Raw genomic sequence first — 17,456 nt, 5'->3', positions numbered from 1 at the left:
CCCAATCGCAGCGGATGGCGACGACCGCTCCCTAAGCCAGGCTGATGTCACGGGGGCAGGAACTCCGACAGGGATCAGGCGGGGCGGAGCGTCCTTGCACCCGAAAGCCTCGAGATGGCGACAGGCCGGAGGGAACCCTGGCCACGGGTTCCCTCCGGCCTGATTTCGATCTGTACTGAAGCGATAGTGGTTACATGCCCACGGCGGCGTAGAGCTGGCCGACCTCGGCGCGGGTGAGGCGGCGCAGCGAGCCGGGGCGCTGGTTGCCCAGCTGGACGCCGGCGATCTCGGTGCGGACCAGGCGCAGCACGGGGTAGCCGACCTCGTCGAGCAGGCGGCGCACGATGTGCTTGCGGCCCTCGTGCAGCACGACCTCGACCATGGCCTTGCCGGGCAGCGAGTCGACCAGGCGGAACGCGTCCACCTTGATCGGCCCGTCCTCCAGCTCGACGCCGGCCTTGAGCCGCTTGCCGACGTCCTTGGCGACCGGCCCGGGCACCTCGGCCAGGTAGGTCTTGAGCACCCGGTACGAGGGGTGCATGAGGCGGTGGGCCAGCTCGCCGTCGTTGGTCAGCAGCAGCAGGCCCTCGGTCTCCACGTCGAGGCGGCCGACGTGGAACAGGCGGGCGCCGCCGGACTCGGCCCGCTCCCGCACATAGTCGCCGACGCAGGGCCGGCCCATCTCGTCGGACATCGTGGAGTGCACGCCCTGGGGCTTGTTCAGCGCCATGTGCAGCACGTCCTCGCGGACGATGACCCGGCTGCCGTCCACGTGGATCACGGCGGTGTCCGGGTCGACCCGCTTGCCCATCTCCCGGACGACCTTGCCGTCGACGCTGACCCGGCCCTCCGCGATCAGCTCCTCGGCCGCGCGCCGCGAGGCCACGCCCGCCTGGGAGAGCACCTTCTGCAGGCGCACACCGTCATCAGAGTTCTTAGCCGACATCGTCGATCGCATCCACTTCGGGCAGCAGCGGAGCGATCGGGGGCAGATCCCGCAGCGAGGACAGCCCCAACCGCTCCAGAAAGAGTTCGGTGGTCCGATACAGGATGCCACCCGTGTCCGGGTCGTTGCCCGTCTCCTCGATCAGACCCCGCGTCACCAGGGTCCGGATCACACCATCGACGTTCACGCCACGCACCGCCGCCACCCTCGATCGGGTGACTGGCTGCCGATAGGCGATCACCGCCAGGGTCTCCAGCGCGGCCCGGGTGAGCTTGGCCCGCTGGCCGTCGAGCAGCAGTTTCTCCACGTACGGGGCGTAGACGTCCCGGGTGTGCAGCCGCCAGCCGTCGCCGACCCGGCGCAGGTCGATGCCGCTGCCCGACTCGGTGTACCGGGCCGACAGCGCCTCCAGGGCCTCGCGGATCCGCTTCACCGGCTGTTCCAGGGCGGTGGCCAGCAGCTCGTCCTCGGCCGGCGAGTCGACGACCAGCAGCAGGGACTCCAGGGCCGCGTGTAGGACGGCGTCGTCGGTGAGGTCGGGCAGGGTGGAGCCGACCAGCACCTCGTCGTCCTCGGCCGACGGCTCGGGCTGCTGGGCCGCGGCCTCGTCGAGCACCGCGCCCATCACCGCGGCGACATCGACATCCTCACCCTCCTCGGCAGCCGGCTCCGACTCGGTCTCGGCCAGCTCGCCAGGCTCAGTCGGCTCCGACTCGGTCTCGACCGGCGCGTCAGGCTCGGCGGCCTCGGGCTCGATGTCCTCGACCGGCTCAGCGTTCGCCGTCACCGGCTCGGCCTCGACAGCTTCCGGCGCGGCCGGGGTGTCCTCGGGTTCCGTCACCCGTACTCCTCCTCGTCGGCGAACGCCCGGTCCACCTCGGCCGCCGCCTGTGCCTCCTCGACGCTGCCGCCGGACCAGCGCAGCGTCAGCTCCCCCAGCGCCTCGTCCTGCTCGAACAGCACGACGGTCTCGCGGTACAGCTCCAGCAGCGCCAGAAAGCGCGCCACCACCTCGATCGTGTTCTCGCAGTCGGCGACGAGCTCGCCGAACGTCGCCACGCCGGCCTCGGCCAGGCGCACCCGCAGCACGGCGGCGTGCGCGCGGACCGACACGGCGCCCATGTGCAGGTGGGCCAGGGAAACCGTGGGCGGCGGCTTGGGCCGGAACACGGCGGCGGCCAGCTCGGCGAAGCGCACCGGGCTCATGCCGATCATGACCTCGGGCAGCAGCGCGGTGTAGCGGTCCTCCAGCGACACCGACCGCGGATACCGCCGCAGGGCGCCGGCCTCCAGCTCGCCGAACAGGGCCGCGACCTGCTTGTACGCCCGGTACTGCAACAGCCGTGCGAACAGCAGGTCCCGGGCCTCCAGCAGGGCCAGGTCGTCCTCGTCCTCGACGTCGCCGGCCGGCAGCAGCCGGGCCGCCTTCAGGTCCAGCAGCGTCGCGGCGATCACCAGGAACTCGGTGGTCTCGTCCAGGTCCCACTGCTCGCCGAGCGTCTTGAGGTGCGCGATGAAGTCGTCGGTGACCCGGCTCAGCGCCACCTCGGTGACGTCCATCTGGTGCTGCGAGATCAGCTGCAGCAGCAGGTCGAACGGGCCCTCGAAGTTGTTCAGCCGGACGGTGAACCTGCCACCCGCGGGGGACCCGGGGTCCACATCAGTCATCCCGGGCGATGCCCTTGACCAGCTGCGAGTCGGCGCCGTGGAGGGTGAAGTCGGCCAGCACGGCCGCGATGGCGGCGCGCACCACCCGGCCGCGGTCCACGGCGATGCCGTGCGCGGCGCGCAGCGCCAGCCGTGCGTGCTCCAACGCCAGCAGCTCCTCGTCGGACAGGTAGACCGTGATCTTCGCCTCGTGCTTGCGGCGACCGGTTCCCGCCGAGGATACGGCGTCGTCGGGGACGGGTGTCTCCCTGGGCACACCTGTCCTGGGCGTGCTGGTGGACCGGAACAACTCGGCCGCACCCGGAAGCTGGACGCGGCGAGTCACCTGGCGATCACCTCGCGAGCCAGCGCGCGGTAGGCCTTGGCGCCCGACGACCGCGGCGCCCACGTGGTGATCGGCTCGCCGGCGACGGTGGTCTCCGGGAAGCGCACGGTCCGGTTGATCACGGTGTCGAACACCGTCTCGCCGAACGCCTCGACGACGCGCGCCATCACCTCCCGCGAGTGCAGCGTGCGCGGGTCGTACATGGTGGCGAGGATGCCCGTGATCTCAAGCTTGGGGTTCAACCGTTCCTTGACCTTCTCGATGGTGTCGATCAGCAGCGCGACGCCGCGCAGGCTGAAGAACTCGCACTCCAGTGGGATTAACACGCCGTCGGCCGCGGCCAGCGCGTTGACGGTGAGCAGCCCGAGCGAGGGCTGGCAGTCCACGAGCACGTAGTCGTAGTGGTCCATCACGGGTCGCAGCGTGCGCACGAGGGTGTGCTCACGGCCGACCTCCGACACCAGCTGCACCTCGGCAGCGGAAAGGTCGATGTTGCTGGGGAGCAGGTCCATGTCCGGCACACAGGTCTGCATCACGACGTCCTCGATGCCGACCGTGCGCTCCATCAGCACGTTGTAGATGGTGCGGTCCAGCTGGTGCGGCTGGATGCCCAGCCCCACCGAGAGCGCGCCCTGCGGGTCGAAGTCCACCAGCAGCACGCGGCGGCCGTACTCGGTCAGCGCCGCGCCCAGGTTGATGGTGGAGGTGGTCTTGCCGACGCCGCCCTTCTGGTTGCAGACGGCCAGGATCGTGGCCGGCCCGTGCGCGCCGATCAGCGCGGGCTCGGGCACGTGGCGCACCGGCCGGCCGGTGGGACCGATCTCGCCGTTGGCGGCGACGTCCGGCTCCTCGGCCTCGGGACGGGCGTGCGGCGCCAGGCTGAGCTCGACGGAGGGTCCACGCACGAGCCGCTCCCCGGATTCCCCGGAAGGCTGCGGTGTCGACATGGCTCCAGTCTCCTCGTGGCCTGACTCTCCCTGAGCCGCAGCGTAAGGCGCTGGGGGGACCGCGGCAACGCGCCTCGCCGAGTGGACACCACTCGTTCGAGCTGCGCCGATTGCTGCGAATGGCCTAAATCAAGCCAGGGCGCGGGGGTGCGCGGTGGCGTAGACCTCACGCAATGTGGTCACTGTGACCAATGTGTACACCTGAGTCGTGGTCACCGAAGCGTGGCCCAGCAGCTCCTGCACGACCCGCACGTCCGCGCCGCCCTCCAGCAGGTGGGTGGCGAACGAGTGGCGCAGTGTGTGCGGCGAGACCTCGACGTCGATGCTTGCCCGATCGGCCGCCGTCTTCAGCGCCTGCCACGCGCTCTGCCGCGACAGCCGGCCACCACGTGAGTTCAGGAACACCGCCGGGGTACCACGTCCGTGCCGGGACAGCTCCGGCCGGGCCCGCACCAGATACGCGTCCACGGCGGCCAGCGCGGGTCGCCCGATCGGGACCAGGCGCTGCTTGCCGCCCTTGCCGTCCAACAACACTGTGCGCTCGCCGCGGTCGATGTCGTCCAGATCCAGGCCCACCGCCTCGGAAATGCGGGCCCCGGTCGAGTACAGCAGCTCCAGCAGCGCGCGGTCGCGCAGCGAACGGGGATCCTCGCCGGTGGCCGTGTCCAGCAGGCGCAGCACTTCCTGCACCGGCAACGCCTTCGGCAGCCGCCGCGGCGGCACCGGCGGGTGCACCTCGCGGGCCGGGTCCTGCTGTGCCAGGCCCTCGCGGAACGCGAACTTGTGCAGGCCCCGCACCGCCACCACCGCCCGCGCCGCCGACGACGCCGCCAGCGGCGGGTGGTCCGCGTCCCCCTCGCGCAGCGCTGCCAGGAACTCCGTGACGTGCCGCTCCGCCACCTCGGCCAGCGACCCCACGCCCCCACGGGCCAGGTGCTCGCCGTACCGCCGCAGGTCGCGGGCGTAGGAGTCGAGCGTGTTGCGGGCCGTCCCGCGCTCGACCGCCAGATGGTCCAGATAGCCCGCGGTGGCCTCGCGGAGGGCCACGGGCAGGTCCGTGACATGCGGCGCGCTCAGCGGGAGTTCACCTCATTCCTGGGCAGCTCACGCCGTAGCCTAGCCCGGCGATCAAGCCCCGGCCCGGCTAACGAACCGCAGGTGGCCGCCGACAACACGGGTGCGTACGAACACTGTCGGCGGCCACCGGATTCGAGTGACGCGCTCAGGGGGTTCAGCTGTCGCGGTTGCTCATGGCCGCTGCACCTCCCCTCGCTGATCCATCCAGGTCACGGTGGCTGACCTGGCTCGCTCGGTGTGCTTGGCTGACCGGGTCAGGTCAGTCACCGCAGGGAGTGCCGGAGCACGATTATGGACGACACCAGGCCGGGCGTTGGCTCGCCGGTGCACGTCCGTGACCTGCTGGTCACTCCCCGTCAATGGACACTGTGGCGGCAGCGCCCGCGGCTGGTCGTGTTCTGTCTGGTGGTCGAGGCGGTCGCGGTCGCTACTACGGTGCTGGCGGCCGGATGGGTTCAGCCGGGGCTGCGGGACGGGCTGGTGACGCTGGCGCTGGCGGCGCTGGGCGTCACGCAGGCGGAGCTGGGCCGGCAGGTGGAGCGGGTCCGTCGCCGGGTGAACGGCACGCCGCACATCAACATGACCTCGGTGTGGACGTTCGCCGGCGTGCTGCTGCTGCCGCCGGCGATGGTGGCGGTGCTGGTGGCGATCCTGTACGCGCACCTGGCCCTGCGCAGCTGGTACCGGCTGCAGCGGGTGCCGGCGTTCCGCAGCGTGATCAACGGGTCGGTGGTGGTGCTGACCTGCTACACGGCCCGGCTGGTGCTGGCGCTGTTCGGCGTGGACGGCATCGGCGACGCCCTGGCCCGCGGCTGGCTGGGCGTCGGCGCGATCACGGCGACGGTGGCGGCCTACTTCGTGGCCAACGCGCTGCTGATCCTGGGCGCCCTGAACATGACGAACCACTCCGTCCGCGAGCTGTTCGGCGGCTGGGCCGACAACCTGGTCGAGCTGGCCACCCTGTGCCTGGGCACGTTGACGGCACTGGCGGTGGCGACCCAGCCGCTGCTGGTGGTGATGGTGGTGCCGCCGCTGCTGGTGCTGCACCGCGGCGTGCTGGTCAAGCAGCTGGAAGTGGCGGCGACCAAGGACGAGAAGACCGGCCTGTTCAACACCCTGGGCTGGCACAACCTGGCCACCAACGAGCTGGCCCGGGCCGAGCGCACCCACCAGACGACCGGTGTGCTGATGGTCGACCTGGACCACTTCAAGCAGGTCAACGACACGTACGGGCACCTGGCCGGTGACCTGGCCCTGAAGGCGGTGGCCGACACCATCACCGCCCAGGTCCGCTCCTACGACTCGGTCGGCCGGTTCGGCGGCGAGGAGTTCGTGGTGCTGCTGCCCGGCGTCGGCCAGACGCAGGTGGTGGCGGTGGCCGAGCGCATCCGGCGGGCGGTGGGCGAGCTGACGGTGCCGATCGACTTCACCGACGACGGCCGGGTGATCAGGGACCTGTCGGTGTCGATCGGCGTGGCGATGTACCCGACGGCCGGCACGGTGGTGGACCGCCTGCTACACGCCGCCGACACGGCCCTGTACAGCGCCAAGAACACCGGCCGCAACCGAGTAGTCAGCTTCTGACTCCCGCGAGTCCCGCTCTCGGGCAGCCATGTGTCGAGTTCCGGAACTCGACATTCGCTTGCTCCAGAGCGGGACTCGCGGAGTGTCAGGCGGTGCGCTGTTCGTCGGGTTGGGCGGCGACGATGCGGGCGGCCATCACGGTGCGGTTGCGGCCCTGCTTCTTGGCCTGGAACAGGGCGCCGTCCACGGCCAGCAGCAGGTCGCTGAGCTCGACGGCGGTCCCGGGGAACAGGCCGGCGCCGACGGAGACGGTGAGCCCGGTGACGGTGACGTCCCGCCCCTCCAGGTCGTGCGTGTCGACGGCGAGCGTCTGCACGGCGGCCCGCACGCGTTCGGCGGCGGCGTGCAGCTCGTCGACGCCGACGGCGGGCACCAACACGGCGAACTCCTCGCCGCCCCACCGCCCGACCAGGTCCAGCGACCGCACGGAGTGCCGCACGCATTCGGCGACGGCGGTCAGCACCCGGTCGCCGGCGAGGTGCCCGTAGCGGTCGTTGACCTCTTTGAAGTGGTCCAGGTCGATCATCAGCACGCCCACGGTCCGGGCCAGCCGGCGTGCCCGGTCGAGCTGGTCGACGGCGCGGTCGGACCACCAGGCGGCGTCGACCAGGCCGGTCTTGGCATCGGTGTGGGCGGCGATCCGGAACTGCGGCAGCAGCAGGCCCATGTGCAGCGCGAGCACGGTGACCAGCAGGATCGGCATCGACCACGGCCGGTCCACGGTGAACACGCCGACGGCGTAGCCCAGGCCCACGCTGGCGGCGATGATCAGCTGGTCGGAGGCGTGGCCGAGGGCCTTGCGGGCCGGCTGCTCGGGGTTGGCGGCGACGATCGCGCCGATCACCAGCGCGTAGTTGACCAGCCGGTAGGCCAGCCCGGCGACGACCACCGCGAGCGCGCCCAGCGGCCCGTCCAGCACGGCGGCGTAGGGCGTGCCGATGCCCGGGAAGAACGCGGCGAAGGCCAGCTGGGCGGCCCCCACGGCCAGCACCACGGTGGCCGCGGAGAAGACCTTCCGGTAGGCGAAAGCCTGGCCGCGGAACACCCGGAACCACTCGTAGGTGAACGACAAAAAGATCAACGCGGCCAGCAGCGGCAGCGGCAACAACAGCACGCCGGCGAAATACCAGACGCTCTGCATATGTGTGTACGGGCTGCCCTCGGGGCCAGCTTCGCGAATACGTTCGATTCCCTGGGCGGCCTCGAAGTGAATCGCGGAAGCACCCAGCAGCAGGGTGAACCACAGCCACGCCGAGGACGTGATCGGGGTCAGTGAAGCGGTGGTGACCAGCATGAGTACGGTCGCCAACTCCACCGCGAGGACGTAAGCGAGTAGTCCACGTGGGAGGGACCATAGACGCCAGCGGCGTGGGTCCACTCGATTCACGTCGCTGCACCCCCATGGCCGGAAAACAGTCACTGTAATCAGGGATCGACACAGTGTCGTGCTCCGCTCGGGGGAAACGAATATCACGCACGACGCCCACACGGAGGCACATCATGATCAAGCGCAGCGAGTCCCCCCGCACCGGCCGTCCCACCGAGTGGCGTCGCGTCGGCCGTCCCACCGAGTGGCGCTGACGGCTCAGCCGGGGGCGGGCGTCGGCCGTGTCGAGGGCACGGCCGACGCGCTCCGCCACAGCAGTCCGACACCGACCGCGGCCAGCACCCCGACCACGCCGGCCAGCGCCACGGTGCCGTGCGGGGTGAGCCCCTCGGCGATCACGCCGGCGAGACCGACACCGACGCCCTGGGCCACCTTCAACGCCGTGACGGCCAGCCCGAACGCCTGCCCACGCCGGTCGTCGGGCACGTTCCGCATGAACGTCGTGCTGGCGGTGACCTGGTAGCCGCTGGCGACCCCGCTGAGCACGAACAGCAGCACCACGACCGGGGCCGGCGGATCGAGGAGGCACAGCACCAGCGGCAGGCAGGAGCACACCGCGAGCAGCGGCAGCAGCCGCAGCTGGGTCGGCGCGGACAGCCGGGCCAGCAGCAGCATGCCGGCGACCGCGCCGGCGGCGAACCCCGCGAACAGCAGGCCGACCAGCGTCGGTCCGCCGCCCAGCTCGGCGGCGTACGGGGCGGCCAGCGCCTCCCCGGCGATGTAGATGCCCGAGATACAGGCGTACGCGATCAACGCGCGCAGCCGGGGCGTCGTGGCGACCAGCCGGGCCCCGGCGAGGAGGTCACTCCCCCAGCTCCGCTTGGCCTCGGTGGTCGCCGCCGCATCGCGGTGCCGAATTCCCAGCAGCACCAGGGCCGCGGAGGCGGCGAACGTCGCGGCGTCGGCGAGCAGGACGCCACCCGTGCCGATCGCGACGATCAGCGCACCACCGCCGGCGAAGCCCGCCACCTGCGCCGCCTGCCCCGCCGACGACAGCCCGGCCTGACCTGCCGGGTAGTCGTCGCCGCCGAGGATCTGCGGCAGCAGCGCCCCACGGGCCGCGTTCGCCGGTGCCCCGGCCAGCTGGACGACCACCAGCAGTGCCGCGATCACCGGAAAGCCCACTCCCGGCAACGCCATCACCGCCACCAGCACCGCCCGCAGCACGTCGGCGGTGATCATCACCGTGCGCCGGGGCCGGCGGTCGGCCAGACCGGACAGCAGCGGCCCGCCGACGAGGTCCGGCAGGAACGTCAGGGCATAGGTCAGGGCGGTCAGCGCCGCCGACCCCGTGCGTTCGAAGATCAGCACGGACAGGGCCACCCGCGCGAACTGGTCGCCGGCCATGGAGATCGTGTACGCGGACAGCAGGGCCCGATACTCGCGGCTGGCGAACGCGGCCATGCGCACCTCCCGTGCCGGTGACCCAGGGCGGCAGGAATGTGACGCACGGTACACCACCCGGTCGGGTGGAAAAGGGGGGATGGATCCGGCCGCCGGGGGTGTTCGGTGTGATGTGACTGACTTCAACACGCAGGTGATCGAGGAGTTCCGGGCCAACGGCGGCAAGGTCGGCGGCAACTTCACCGGCGCCAGCCTGGTGCTCATGACCACGACCGGCGCGAAGAGCGGGGCCGAGCGGACGACCCCGGTGGTGTACTTCAAGGACGGCGACCGGGTGTACGTGATCGCCTCGGCCGCCGGGGCCGACAAGCACCCGGCCTGGTACCACAACCTCACCGCCAACCCCGAGCTCACGGTGGAGATCGGCGCCGAGAAGTACCGGGCGCGGGCCACCCAGGTCGCGGACGAGTCGGAGCGGGCCAAGCTCTACGCGCGGGCGGTGGAGCAGATGCCGGGCTTCGGCGACTACGAGCGCAAGACCAGCCGCGTCATCCCGGTCGTGCACCTGGACCGCGTCTAACAGTCCTCGTCTAACAGTCCTCGGCGTCGAAGCGCAGCCGGCCCTCGATCACGTCTTCGGCGATGTCGGCGAGGCCACGCCCGGTCAGGAAGGCGTGGCCTCGTAACCGGAGGAAGGCCTCGCTGAGGCCGCTGCGCAGCTGCACGGAGATGACGCCGGTGGCCTGGTGCACGAGGTCCCAGCGGCTGCCGAAGCCGCCGGCGAACAGGTTGTGCTCGGCGCTGCTGGGCACGTCGCCGACGTGCTCCAGCAGCAGGGACATGGCGGCGTCGGAGTAGAGCAGCGCGTCCCGGTACTCGACGGTGGTGAAGTCGCCGGGCACGGTGCGGTAGATCTCCAGCACGCCGACCGCGATCGAGCCCATCTGCAGCGGAAAAGCGAACACCGCTCGCACCCCGGCCTCGACCGCGGCCTGGGCGAACATCGGCCACGGCGACGGCATCGTCAGGTCGACGGCGATCATGGGACGTTCCTCGGTCAGGGTGTCCACCGCCGGCCCCTCGCCCAGGGTCACCTGGAGCTCGGCGATCTGCTCGGCGGCCAGGTCGGTGGCGTACACCGGCTCGCCCTGCCCCAGATCCGACACCACGTACTGGACGACGCCGACCGCCCGCATCCGCTCCGCGCAGGCACGGCACACATGGCGCACGGCGATCGGTGTGCCTTCGTCGCGCGCCTGCTTGTTGATGGACGCGGTGACCTCGCGCGCCCGGCCGTCCTCCACTGCCACCGTCCCGGCCTTCGGCCCCCCGCCGTGCAGCCGTATCACGCGGTGCGCCAGGCCGGGAGGGCATTTCGGCCTCGGTCGGTGAGACCGTAACAGCGGCCACTACACCGCCCAAGGCAACGTCGTTATCGTCGAAGTGCGTCGAGTCCCCGCGCGCTGGGTACCCCCTGTTCGGCGGAAGGGACACGATGCTGACCGGCGACCACACCTCGATCCGAGCGGTGCTTGCACACGCCTGCGCCAGAGTCGGGCTGGACGACACCGGGGCCCGCGTCGTGCGGTGCGTCAACAACGCCGTGTACCGCCTGGACCGACATCCGATCATCGCGCGAATCACGCTCACCCCCGGCCTGCGCCGGCGCGCGCTCGCCTCGGTCGAAGCCGCCCGGCTGCTGGACCGGCATCGGGTGCCCGCCGTGCAGCTGGCTCCGGGCGTGCAGCAGATCGTGCACGTCGAGGAGCACGCCGTCACCTTCTGGCGGCGCGCCGCCGACACCGGCCGCACCCCGACCGTCGCCGAGCTGGCCCGGCTGCTGCGGCGGCTGCACCGCGTGCCCTCGGCCGGGGCCGCCCTGCCGCGCTGGGATCCCGTCGCCGATCTGCGGACCCGTATCCACGACGCCCGCACTCGCGGCTGGCCCGCCGCCGACCTCGACCTGCTGGCCCGCCGCTGCGACGCCATCGAGGAGGCGCTGTCGACGATCAGCTACCAGCTGCCCGAATGCGTCATCCACGGCGACGCCCAGGTCGGCAACCTCATCGCCACCCCCGGCGGCGCCATCTGGTGCGACCTGGACACCGCCTGCGTCGGGCCGCGGGAGTGGGACCTCGTGCCGGTGGCCGTGCGGCAGCTGCGCTTCCAGCAACGCCGCGGCCATCGTCGGACCGACCAGCACCGGCAGCTGGCCGACGCCTACGGCTTCGACGTCACCCGCTGGTCCGGTTTCCCGGTGCTGCGCGAACTTCGTGAACTCAAGCTGGCCGCCGTCGGCATGCCCATCGCCCGCGACACCCAGTCCCACACCGAACTCCGCCGCCGCCTGCACTCCATCCGCACCGGCGACACCACCACCCAGTGGACCCCCTACTGACAGCCCACATGCAGCCAGCAGCACCGCCGACACGAGAAACCAGCACCGCCGGCACGGAAAAACAGAGCCGCCAACACCAGTCAGAACGCGAGTCCCGCTCTCGTGCAGGCGAGTCCCGTCCTCGGGCCCACCCACCCAGGCAACCACGCTGGAAACGGCCCGAGGGCGGGACTCGCTGTCACACGAGAGCGGGACTCGCGCTATCGGCAAAGCTCCCCACCCCGAAAAGACCCCGCCCCAGAACCGGTAGTTCAGTTGCCCGAGAGCGGGACTCGCCCAAATTCCGCAACTCGCCCTGACGCTAAGCGGGACTCGCCGGGGTTATCGGGCGGCGAACCTTGTCGGTCGGTCCTGCCAAGGCGTCTCCGCCGGCCGAGCTTCCGCCGCACCCGACAGCACCGCGTGCGCCGCCAGGATCCCGCTGACCGAAGCGCCGTTGACGATCTCGCCGGCCAGCGCCATCCGAACCGCCTCCGCCAACGGCACCTTCCGCGACACCAGGTCGGTTTCCTCGTCCCCGTCCGGGATTTCCCGCCCCACATCGGTCAGGTCCCGGGCCAGGAACACCCGGACCACCTCGTCGGTGAAGCCCGGGGAGGCGGCGACGTCGACCAGCGTCACCCAGGAAGCGGCCGCCAACCCCGTCTCCTCGGCCAGCTCACGCTGGGCGGCGAGCACGGGCTCCTCGCCGGCGACGTCCAGCAGCCCGGCGGGCAGCTCCCAGATCCGGTGGCCGAGCGGATGCCGGTACTGGTGGATGAGGGTCACCTGGTCGTCGGCGTCCAGGGCCAGCACGGCGACGGCGCCGAGGTGCTCGATGACCTCGCGCACGGCGGTCCCGCCGCCGGGCATCACCACGGAGTCGGAGCGCAGGGCGACGACCCGGCCGACGTAGATGTCCTTGCTGGAGGCCACTTCGAAGACGTGGCGCTGCTCCTCGCTCATGCCGTCACCTCGGCCAGCTCGACGGGGAGGCGCTCGGCGGCGACGTAGTCCAGGGAGGCCCGGATGAACGCCGCGAACAGCGGGTGTGGCCGGGTGGGCCGGGACTTCAGCTCGGGATGGGCCTGGGTGCCCACGAAGAACGGGTGCTTGTCGGCGGGCAGCTCGACGAACTCCACCAGGTGCCCGTCCGGCGACAGGCCGGAGAACACCAGGCCGGCCTTGCTCAGCCGGGCCCGGTAGGCGTTGTTCACCTCGTAGCGGTGCCGGTGCCGCTCGGACACCTCGGTGGTGCCGTACGCCTTCGCGGCCTGCGACCCCGGGGTCAGCTTGGCCGGGTACGCCCCGAGCCGCATGGTGCCGCCCATGTCCCGCTCGCCGGCGACCACGTCGGTCTGGTCGGCCATGGTGGAGATCACCGGGTTCTTGGTCGGCTCGCCGAACTCGTCGGAGTTGGCGTCCTCGATGCCGGCCAGCGAGCGGGCGGCGTCGATCACCATGCACTGCAGCCCCAGGCACAGGCCCAGCAGCGGGATGCCGCGGGTGCGGGCGTAGCGGATGGCGCCGATCTTGCCCTCGATGCCGCGCACGCCGAAGCCGCCGGGCACCAGCACACCGTCCACACCGGACAGCGCGTGGGCCGCGCCGGCCTCGGTCTCGCACTCGTCGGACGGGACCCACCTGATCTCGACCTTGGCCCGGTGCGCGAAGCCGCCGGCCCGCAGCGCCTCGGTCACCGACAGGTAGGCGTCGGGCAGGTCGACGTACTTGCCCACCAACGCGATCCGGCACCGCTCGCCCGGGTTGTGCACCCGGTCCAGCAGGTCGCCCCAGACCTTCCAGTCCACGTCCCGGAACGGCAGGTCCAGCCGCCGCACCACGTAGGCGTCCAGGCCCTCGGCGTGCAGCACCTTGGGGATGTCGTAGATCGACGGCGCGTCCGGGGCGGCCACCACGGCCTCGGTGTCCACGTCGCACATCAGGGCGATCTTGCGCTTGAGGCCGTCGGGGATCTCCCGGTCGGCCCGGCACACGATGGCGTCGGGCTGGATGCCGATGTTGCGCAGCGCGGCCACCGAGTGCTGGGTGGGCTTGGTCTTCAGCTCGCCGGACGGGGCCAGGTAGGGCACCAGCGAGACGTGCAGGAAGAAGCAGTTGTCCCGGCCGACGTCGTGGCGGACCTGGCGGGCGGCCTCCAGGAACGGCAGCGACTCGATGTCGCCGACGGTGCCGCCGACCTCGGTGATCACCACGTCCGGGGCGGTGCCGCTCTCGTCCGGCTCGGACATGGCCCGGATCCGGGACTTGATCTCGTCGGTGATGTGCGGGATGACCTGCACGGTGTCGCCGAGGTACTCGCCGCGGCGCTCCTTGGCGATCACCGCCGAGTAGACCTGGCCGGTGGTGACGTTGGCCGAGCCGGACAGGTCACGGTCCAGGAACCGCTCGTAGTGGCCGATGTCCAGGTCGGTCTCGGCGCCGTCCTCGGTGACGAAGACCTCGCCGTGCTGGAACGGGTTCATCGTGCCGGGGTCGACGTTGAGGTACGGGTCCAGCTTCTGCATGGTGACGCGAAGGCCACGAGCGGTGAGCAGCTGGCCGAGGCTGGAGGCGGTGAGCCCCTTGCCCAGCGAGGAGGCCACACCTCCCGTCACGAAGACGTGCTTGGTCATGCGTGCCCGCGAGAGGTGTGGCTGTGACAAGAGTGGCTCCCGTGGTGACTGGTCCGAACGTAGGCCGCCGGCTGGGCCGACCTGCCTTTCCACGGGATTTCACAGTAGCAGCTCACCCCGTCGCGGATGTCGGTGCCGGGGCCTGCGCGTTGCCGGCCGTGCCGTAGCTGCCGACCTTGCCGGCCGCAGCGTCACGCATCGTGAGCACGGTGACGACCTGGCCGGCGGGGCTGTCCACGTCGTCCACGGTGGACAGCACCGGCCCGTCGGCCCGGACCACGGACAGCGGGCCGAAGTTGTCGGCCGAGCCGGTGCGGCCGACCAGCACGGTGCCGGCGCCGGAGCGCTGCACCTGGGTGGCGAAGCGGGCGATGACCGCGGCCCGGTCGGCCGCCGCGTCGCCGCCGACGGAACCGCCGGTGATCACCAACGCCAGCTGCGCGGCGTGCAGGCCCTGGCCCTGGCGGACGTAGCCGCCGCTGGCCAGGCCGGTCAGCGCCGCGGCCGTCTCGTCGGGCGAGGCCTGCGGCTTGCCGGTGGTCTTGTCGAGCAGCAGCAGCGGCCCGATCAGCCCGCCGGCCAGGGTGCCCGGGTCGGCCGCGGTGGGCAGCTGCACGCCGGCCGGCAGCAGCCGGGTCACCAGCGACCGCAGCTGGTCGGACTTGGTCGGGTCGGTGAACGCGTCGGTGAGCTGGAGCTCGCCGGCGACGGTGGCGCCGGCCGCCCGCAGCAGGCCGGCGACGCCGTCCCGGTCGTTCGACTTGGCGTCGGCGGTGGTGATCAGCACCACCGACTTGCCGTCCAGCGCCCCGCGCACCGCCAGCGGGCCGGTGGCCAGCGCGTAGCGGTCGGCGTCGGTGAGCCGGCCGGACAGGTCGGTCTGCTTGGACTGGAGGTCGGCCACCTGCTTGCTGAGGTTGGCCCGGTCGTCGGCGAGGCCGCCGAGGACCCGGTTGCTCAGCGAGGTGGAGCCGAGCACGACGCCGACGGCGAGCGCCAGGAACACCGCGGCGATGGACACGACGTGATTGCGCAACGAGATCATCCGAACAGGCCCCCAAGCCAGCTGACGAAGTTGTGCCAGGCGCCGGTCAGCAGCGCCGGGTAGACGCTGCCGACGTCGGACACCAGCAGCGCGACCGCGACCGCCGCGGCCACGGCGAGCACCAGCAGCAGCACGGTGCCCGCGGACACCCGGGACCGGTGCAGCTCGGCGACCGCGTGCGAGTCGACCAGTTTGCTGCCCAGCTTCAGCCGGGTGAGGAAGGTGGACGGGATGGAGCCGCCGGTGCCGCGGTCCAGGAACTCCCGCAGGGTGGCCTGGAAGCCGACGGTGACGACCAGGCCGGCGCCGTGGGCCTCGGCCAGCAGCAGAGCCAGGTCCTCGGCGTTGGCCGTGGCCGGGAAGGTCACCGCGCCGATGCCGAGGTCCTGGATCCGCTCCAGACCGGGCGCGTGCCCGTCGGCCTGCGCCGGCAGCACCACCTCGGTGGCGGCGCGCAGCGCGTCGGTGCTGATGCCGTCCGGGTCGCCGACGATGACGTCGGGCGTGAGGCCGGCGTCCATCAGCGTGTCCGCGCCGGCGTCCACGCCGATCAGCACCGGCCGGAACTCCTTGATGTACTTGCGCACCCGGCGCAGGTCGTCGACGTGGCCGTAGCCCGGCGCGACGACCAGGGCCTGCCGGCCGCGCATCGGCACGTACAGCTCGGGCACGCCGTGGCCGTCCAGCACCAGGCCGCGTTCCCGGCGCAGGAACTCGATCGTGTTGGCGGAGAACGCCTCCAGCTGGGCCGACATCCCGGCCTTGGCCTCGATCAGCTGGTCGGCCACGGATTCCGGGGTCTGCGCCACGCCGCGGGCGAGCTCGCGCTCGTTGTGGAAGACGACGCCCTCGTGCAGCCGCAGCTTGGTGCCGTCCTTGATCGCGCTGAGCACGCCCGAGCCGACGTCGTCGATGAGCGGGATACCGGCGTGCAGCAGCGCCTCGGGGCCGAGATTGGGGAACCGCCCGGAGATGGACGGCGCCGAGTTGACCACGCCGACCACTTCGGCGGCGATCAGCGCCTCGGCGGTGCGGCGGTCGAGGTCGAGCGCGTCGAGCACGGCGATGTCGCCCGGCCCCACGCGGCGCAGCAGGTCGTCGGTGCGGCGGTCCACCCTGGCCACACCGGTGACCCCTGGCAGCACTTCATGTGTCCGCGACAGCAGTCCGGTGAGCTTCATGTCCTCGATGGTCACTCAGCCCAACGCGTTGACCCGTTCGCCACGCCGCGTTGGTGCCGGAAGGTCAACCGGTACGGGTGAGTTTTTCCTGTGCGGCACGCAAGTTGCACGCACGGCAACGGGCAGCGCCTGACAGAACCGGCGCCGGAGAACCCTCACATTCTCCTCACAGCGCAGGTCAGCCACATTGGACACAATGGCCGTTTCAAGATCACTCTTTCCGGCGGTACCAGAGTGGACGGTCCCCGATAGCGTCTTTTCCGTGGTGATCGGGACGCCGTTCGTCGGCCGTCGGCGCGAAGTGGATCTGTTGCGGGGCAAGCTGTTCGCCCCCGGTCTCGGCACCGCCCAGTTCGTCCGCCGGACCGGCGGGCCCGGCGTGGGCGAGACCCGCCCGCTGGCCGAGTTCGCCGCGCCGGCCCGGGACGGCGGTGTCACCATGGTGTCCGGGCGGGCCGGCGAGTACGAGCGGCACGTGGCGTTCGGCGTGCTGTCCGACGACGGTCTGTCCACCATGGACACTGAGGACGGCCAGGATGCCATCGATGTCGAGCGCGACCGGGCGAACCGGGCCCGCCATCTGGTCCGGCACCCGCCGCGGGCTCGGTACGACGCGACCGGCGGTGACCCGCTGTGTCTGGAAGCGCTTGCCCGCCACCCGGACGCGGACGGAAGCACGGCGCTGGCCGCGGAATTGGCCACGCTGAGCCACATTGACCTTCAGGTGGCCCGGCGGCCGCTGCCGGTCGGCCCGACCGAGGCGCATGCGTTGGCACTGGGTGAGCCGAATGGACTGTCCGATCCGGACAGCGCGAGGGCGCTGAGCCTGCTGCCCCACGCATAGACCCGGAACGCTCAGACCCCAGAACGATCAGACCCAAAACGTTGACATTGACGTTGCGTCAACTTCTACCGTGGTTTTCACACCGAACGAGATCA

Annotated in this window: 17 protein-coding genes; 4 read left to right on the top strand and 13 right to left on the bottom strand. The window is 71.4% G+C overall.

Annotated features, from left to right (window positions below):
* Positions 1–190: 190 nt before the first annotated feature.
* The 6 genes from JJ691_RS00160 to xerD all read right to left on the bottom strand — a co-directional run bounded on the left by JJ691_RS00160 (position 191) and on the right by xerD (position 4,933).
* On the bottom strand, positions 191–946 hold the full coding sequence (locus JJ691_RS00160; protein ID WP_211766741.1) for a pseudouridine synthase: 756 nt from the start codon (positions 944–946) through the stop codon (positions 191–193).
* Positions 936–1,787 carry an SMC-Scp complex subunit ScpB gene (gene scpB, locus JJ691_RS00155; RefSeq protein ID WP_211766740.1) on the bottom strand — a complete coding sequence of 284 codons (852 nt, stop codon included), beginning with the start codon at positions 1,785–1,787 and terminating at the stop codon, positions 936–938. Before scpB ends, JJ691_RS00160 begins: the two co-directional genes overlap by 11 nt.
* The gene (locus JJ691_RS00150; protein ID WP_211766739.1) at positions 1,784–2,614 is read right to left on the bottom strand and encodes a segregation and condensation protein A; all 831 of its coding nucleotides are present in this window, start codon (positions 2,612–2,614) and stop codon (positions 1,784–1,786) included. The genes scpB and JJ691_RS00150 overlap by 4 nt, the downstream gene beginning before the upstream one ends.
* Complete coding sequence (locus JJ691_RS00145; protein WP_211766738.1) at positions 2,607–2,939, bottom strand: hypothetical protein; 333 nt, start codon at positions 2,937–2,939, stop codon at positions 2,607–2,609. The genes JJ691_RS00150 and JJ691_RS00145 overlap by 8 nt, the downstream gene beginning before the upstream one ends.
* Positions 2,936–3,886 carry a ParA family protein gene (locus tag JJ691_RS00140; protein WP_211766737.1) on the bottom strand — a complete coding sequence of 317 codons (951 nt, stop codon included), beginning with the start codon at positions 3,884–3,886 and terminating at the stop codon, positions 2,936–2,938. Before JJ691_RS00140 ends, JJ691_RS00145 begins: the two co-directional genes overlap by 4 nt.
* A gap of 129 nt (positions 3,887–4,015) precedes the next feature.
* Positions 4,016–4,933, bottom strand: coding sequence for a site-specific tyrosine recombinase XerD (gene xerD / locus JJ691_RS00135; protein WP_249227595.1), 918 nt, complete (start codon positions 4,931–4,933; stop codon positions 4,016–4,018).
* Positions 4,934–5,254: 321 nt separating this feature from the next.
* On the opposite strand from xerD, the gene JJ691_RS00130 reads away from it, so the two are divergent.
* On the top strand, positions 5,255–6,547 hold the full coding sequence (locus JJ691_RS00130; RefSeq protein WP_211766736.1) for a GGDEF domain-containing protein: 1,293 nt from the start codon (positions 5,255–5,257) through the stop codon (positions 6,545–6,547).
* A gap of 85 nt (positions 6,548–6,632) precedes the next feature.
* Here the strand turns inward: JJ691_RS00130 and JJ691_RS00125 are convergent, their stop codons facing one another.
* Positions 6,633–7,862 carry a GGDEF domain-containing protein gene (locus JJ691_RS00125; RefSeq protein WP_249227594.1) on the bottom strand — a complete coding sequence of 410 codons (1,230 nt, stop codon included), beginning with the start codon at positions 7,860–7,862 and terminating at the stop codon, positions 6,633–6,635.
* A 270-nt stretch (positions 7,863–8,132) separates the two neighbouring features.
* Positions 8,133–9,338: an MFS transporter gene (locus JJ691_RS00120; protein WP_211766735.1), complete on the bottom strand. Its 1,206-nt coding sequence runs from the start codon at positions 9,336–9,338 to the stop codon at positions 8,133–8,135.
* A 112-nt stretch (positions 9,339–9,450) separates the two neighbouring features.
* Here JJ691_RS00120 and JJ691_RS00115 point away from each other — a divergent pair, with 112 nt between their 5' ends.
* Positions 9,451–9,858: a nitroreductase family deazaflavin-dependent oxidoreductase gene (locus JJ691_RS00115; protein ID WP_249227593.1), complete on the top strand. Its 408-nt coding sequence runs from the start codon at positions 9,451–9,453 to the stop codon at positions 9,856–9,858.
* Between the two features lie 10 nt (positions 9,859–9,868).
* Here the strand turns inward: JJ691_RS00115 and JJ691_RS00110 are convergent, their stop codons facing one another.
* On the bottom strand, positions 9,869–10,588 hold the full coding sequence (locus JJ691_RS00110) for a GAF and ANTAR domain-containing protein (protein ID WP_211766733.1): 720 nt from the start codon (positions 10,586–10,588) through the stop codon (positions 9,869–9,871).
* A gap of 185 nt (positions 10,589–10,773) precedes the next feature.
* Between JJ691_RS00110 and JJ691_RS00105 the strand changes: the two genes are divergently transcribed.
* Positions 10,774–11,676 carry a phosphotransferase gene (locus tag JJ691_RS00105; RefSeq protein ID WP_211766732.1) on the top strand — a complete coding sequence of 301 codons (903 nt, stop codon included), beginning with the start codon at positions 10,774–10,776 and terminating at the stop codon, positions 11,674–11,676.
* A 321-nt stretch (positions 11,677–11,997) separates the two neighbouring features.
* Here the strand turns inward: JJ691_RS00105 and JJ691_RS00100 are convergent, their stop codons facing one another.
* The 4 genes from JJ691_RS00100 to steA form a co-directional block, all read right to left on the bottom strand.
* Entirely contained in the window at positions 11,998–12,621 is a 624-nt protein-coding gene (locus JJ691_RS00100; RefSeq protein WP_211766731.1) for an NUDIX domain-containing protein, read from the bottom strand.
* Positions 12,618–14,291: a CTP synthase gene (locus JJ691_RS00095; protein ID WP_211766730.1), complete on the bottom strand. Its 1,674-nt coding sequence runs from the start codon at positions 14,289–14,291 to the stop codon at positions 12,618–12,620. Before JJ691_RS00095 ends, JJ691_RS00100 begins: the two co-directional genes overlap by 4 nt.
* A 112-nt stretch (positions 14,292–14,403) precedes the next feature.
* A complete protein-coding gene (locus JJ691_RS00090; protein WP_211766729.1) occupies positions 14,404–15,336 on the bottom strand; it encodes a copper transporter in 933 nt (310 codons plus the stop codon).
* Complete coding sequence (gene steA, locus JJ691_RS00085; protein ID WP_211766728.1) at positions 15,333–16,517, bottom strand: putative cytokinetic ring protein SteA; 1,185 nt, start codon at positions 16,515–16,517, stop codon at positions 15,333–15,335. The genes JJ691_RS00090 and steA overlap by 4 nt, the downstream gene beginning before the upstream one ends.
* Before the next feature lie 262 nt (positions 16,518–16,779).
* Here steA and JJ691_RS00080 point away from each other — a divergent pair, with 262 nt between their 5' ends.
* Positions 16,780–17,361 (top strand): hypothetical protein, encoded by a 582-nt coding sequence (locus JJ691_RS00080; protein WP_211766727.1) that lies wholly within the window; start codon positions 16,780–16,782, stop codon positions 17,359–17,361.
* The last annotated feature ends 95 nt before the right edge of the window (positions 17,362–17,456 follow it).

Source organism: Kutzneria sp. CA-103260, from assembly GCF_018263855.1.
Lineage (GTDB): Bacteria > Actinomycetota > Actinomycetes > Mycobacteriales > Pseudonocardiaceae > Kutzneria.
Note: the sequence above shows the minus strand (reverse complement) of the source record. Positions and strands in the feature narration are given on the sequence as shown.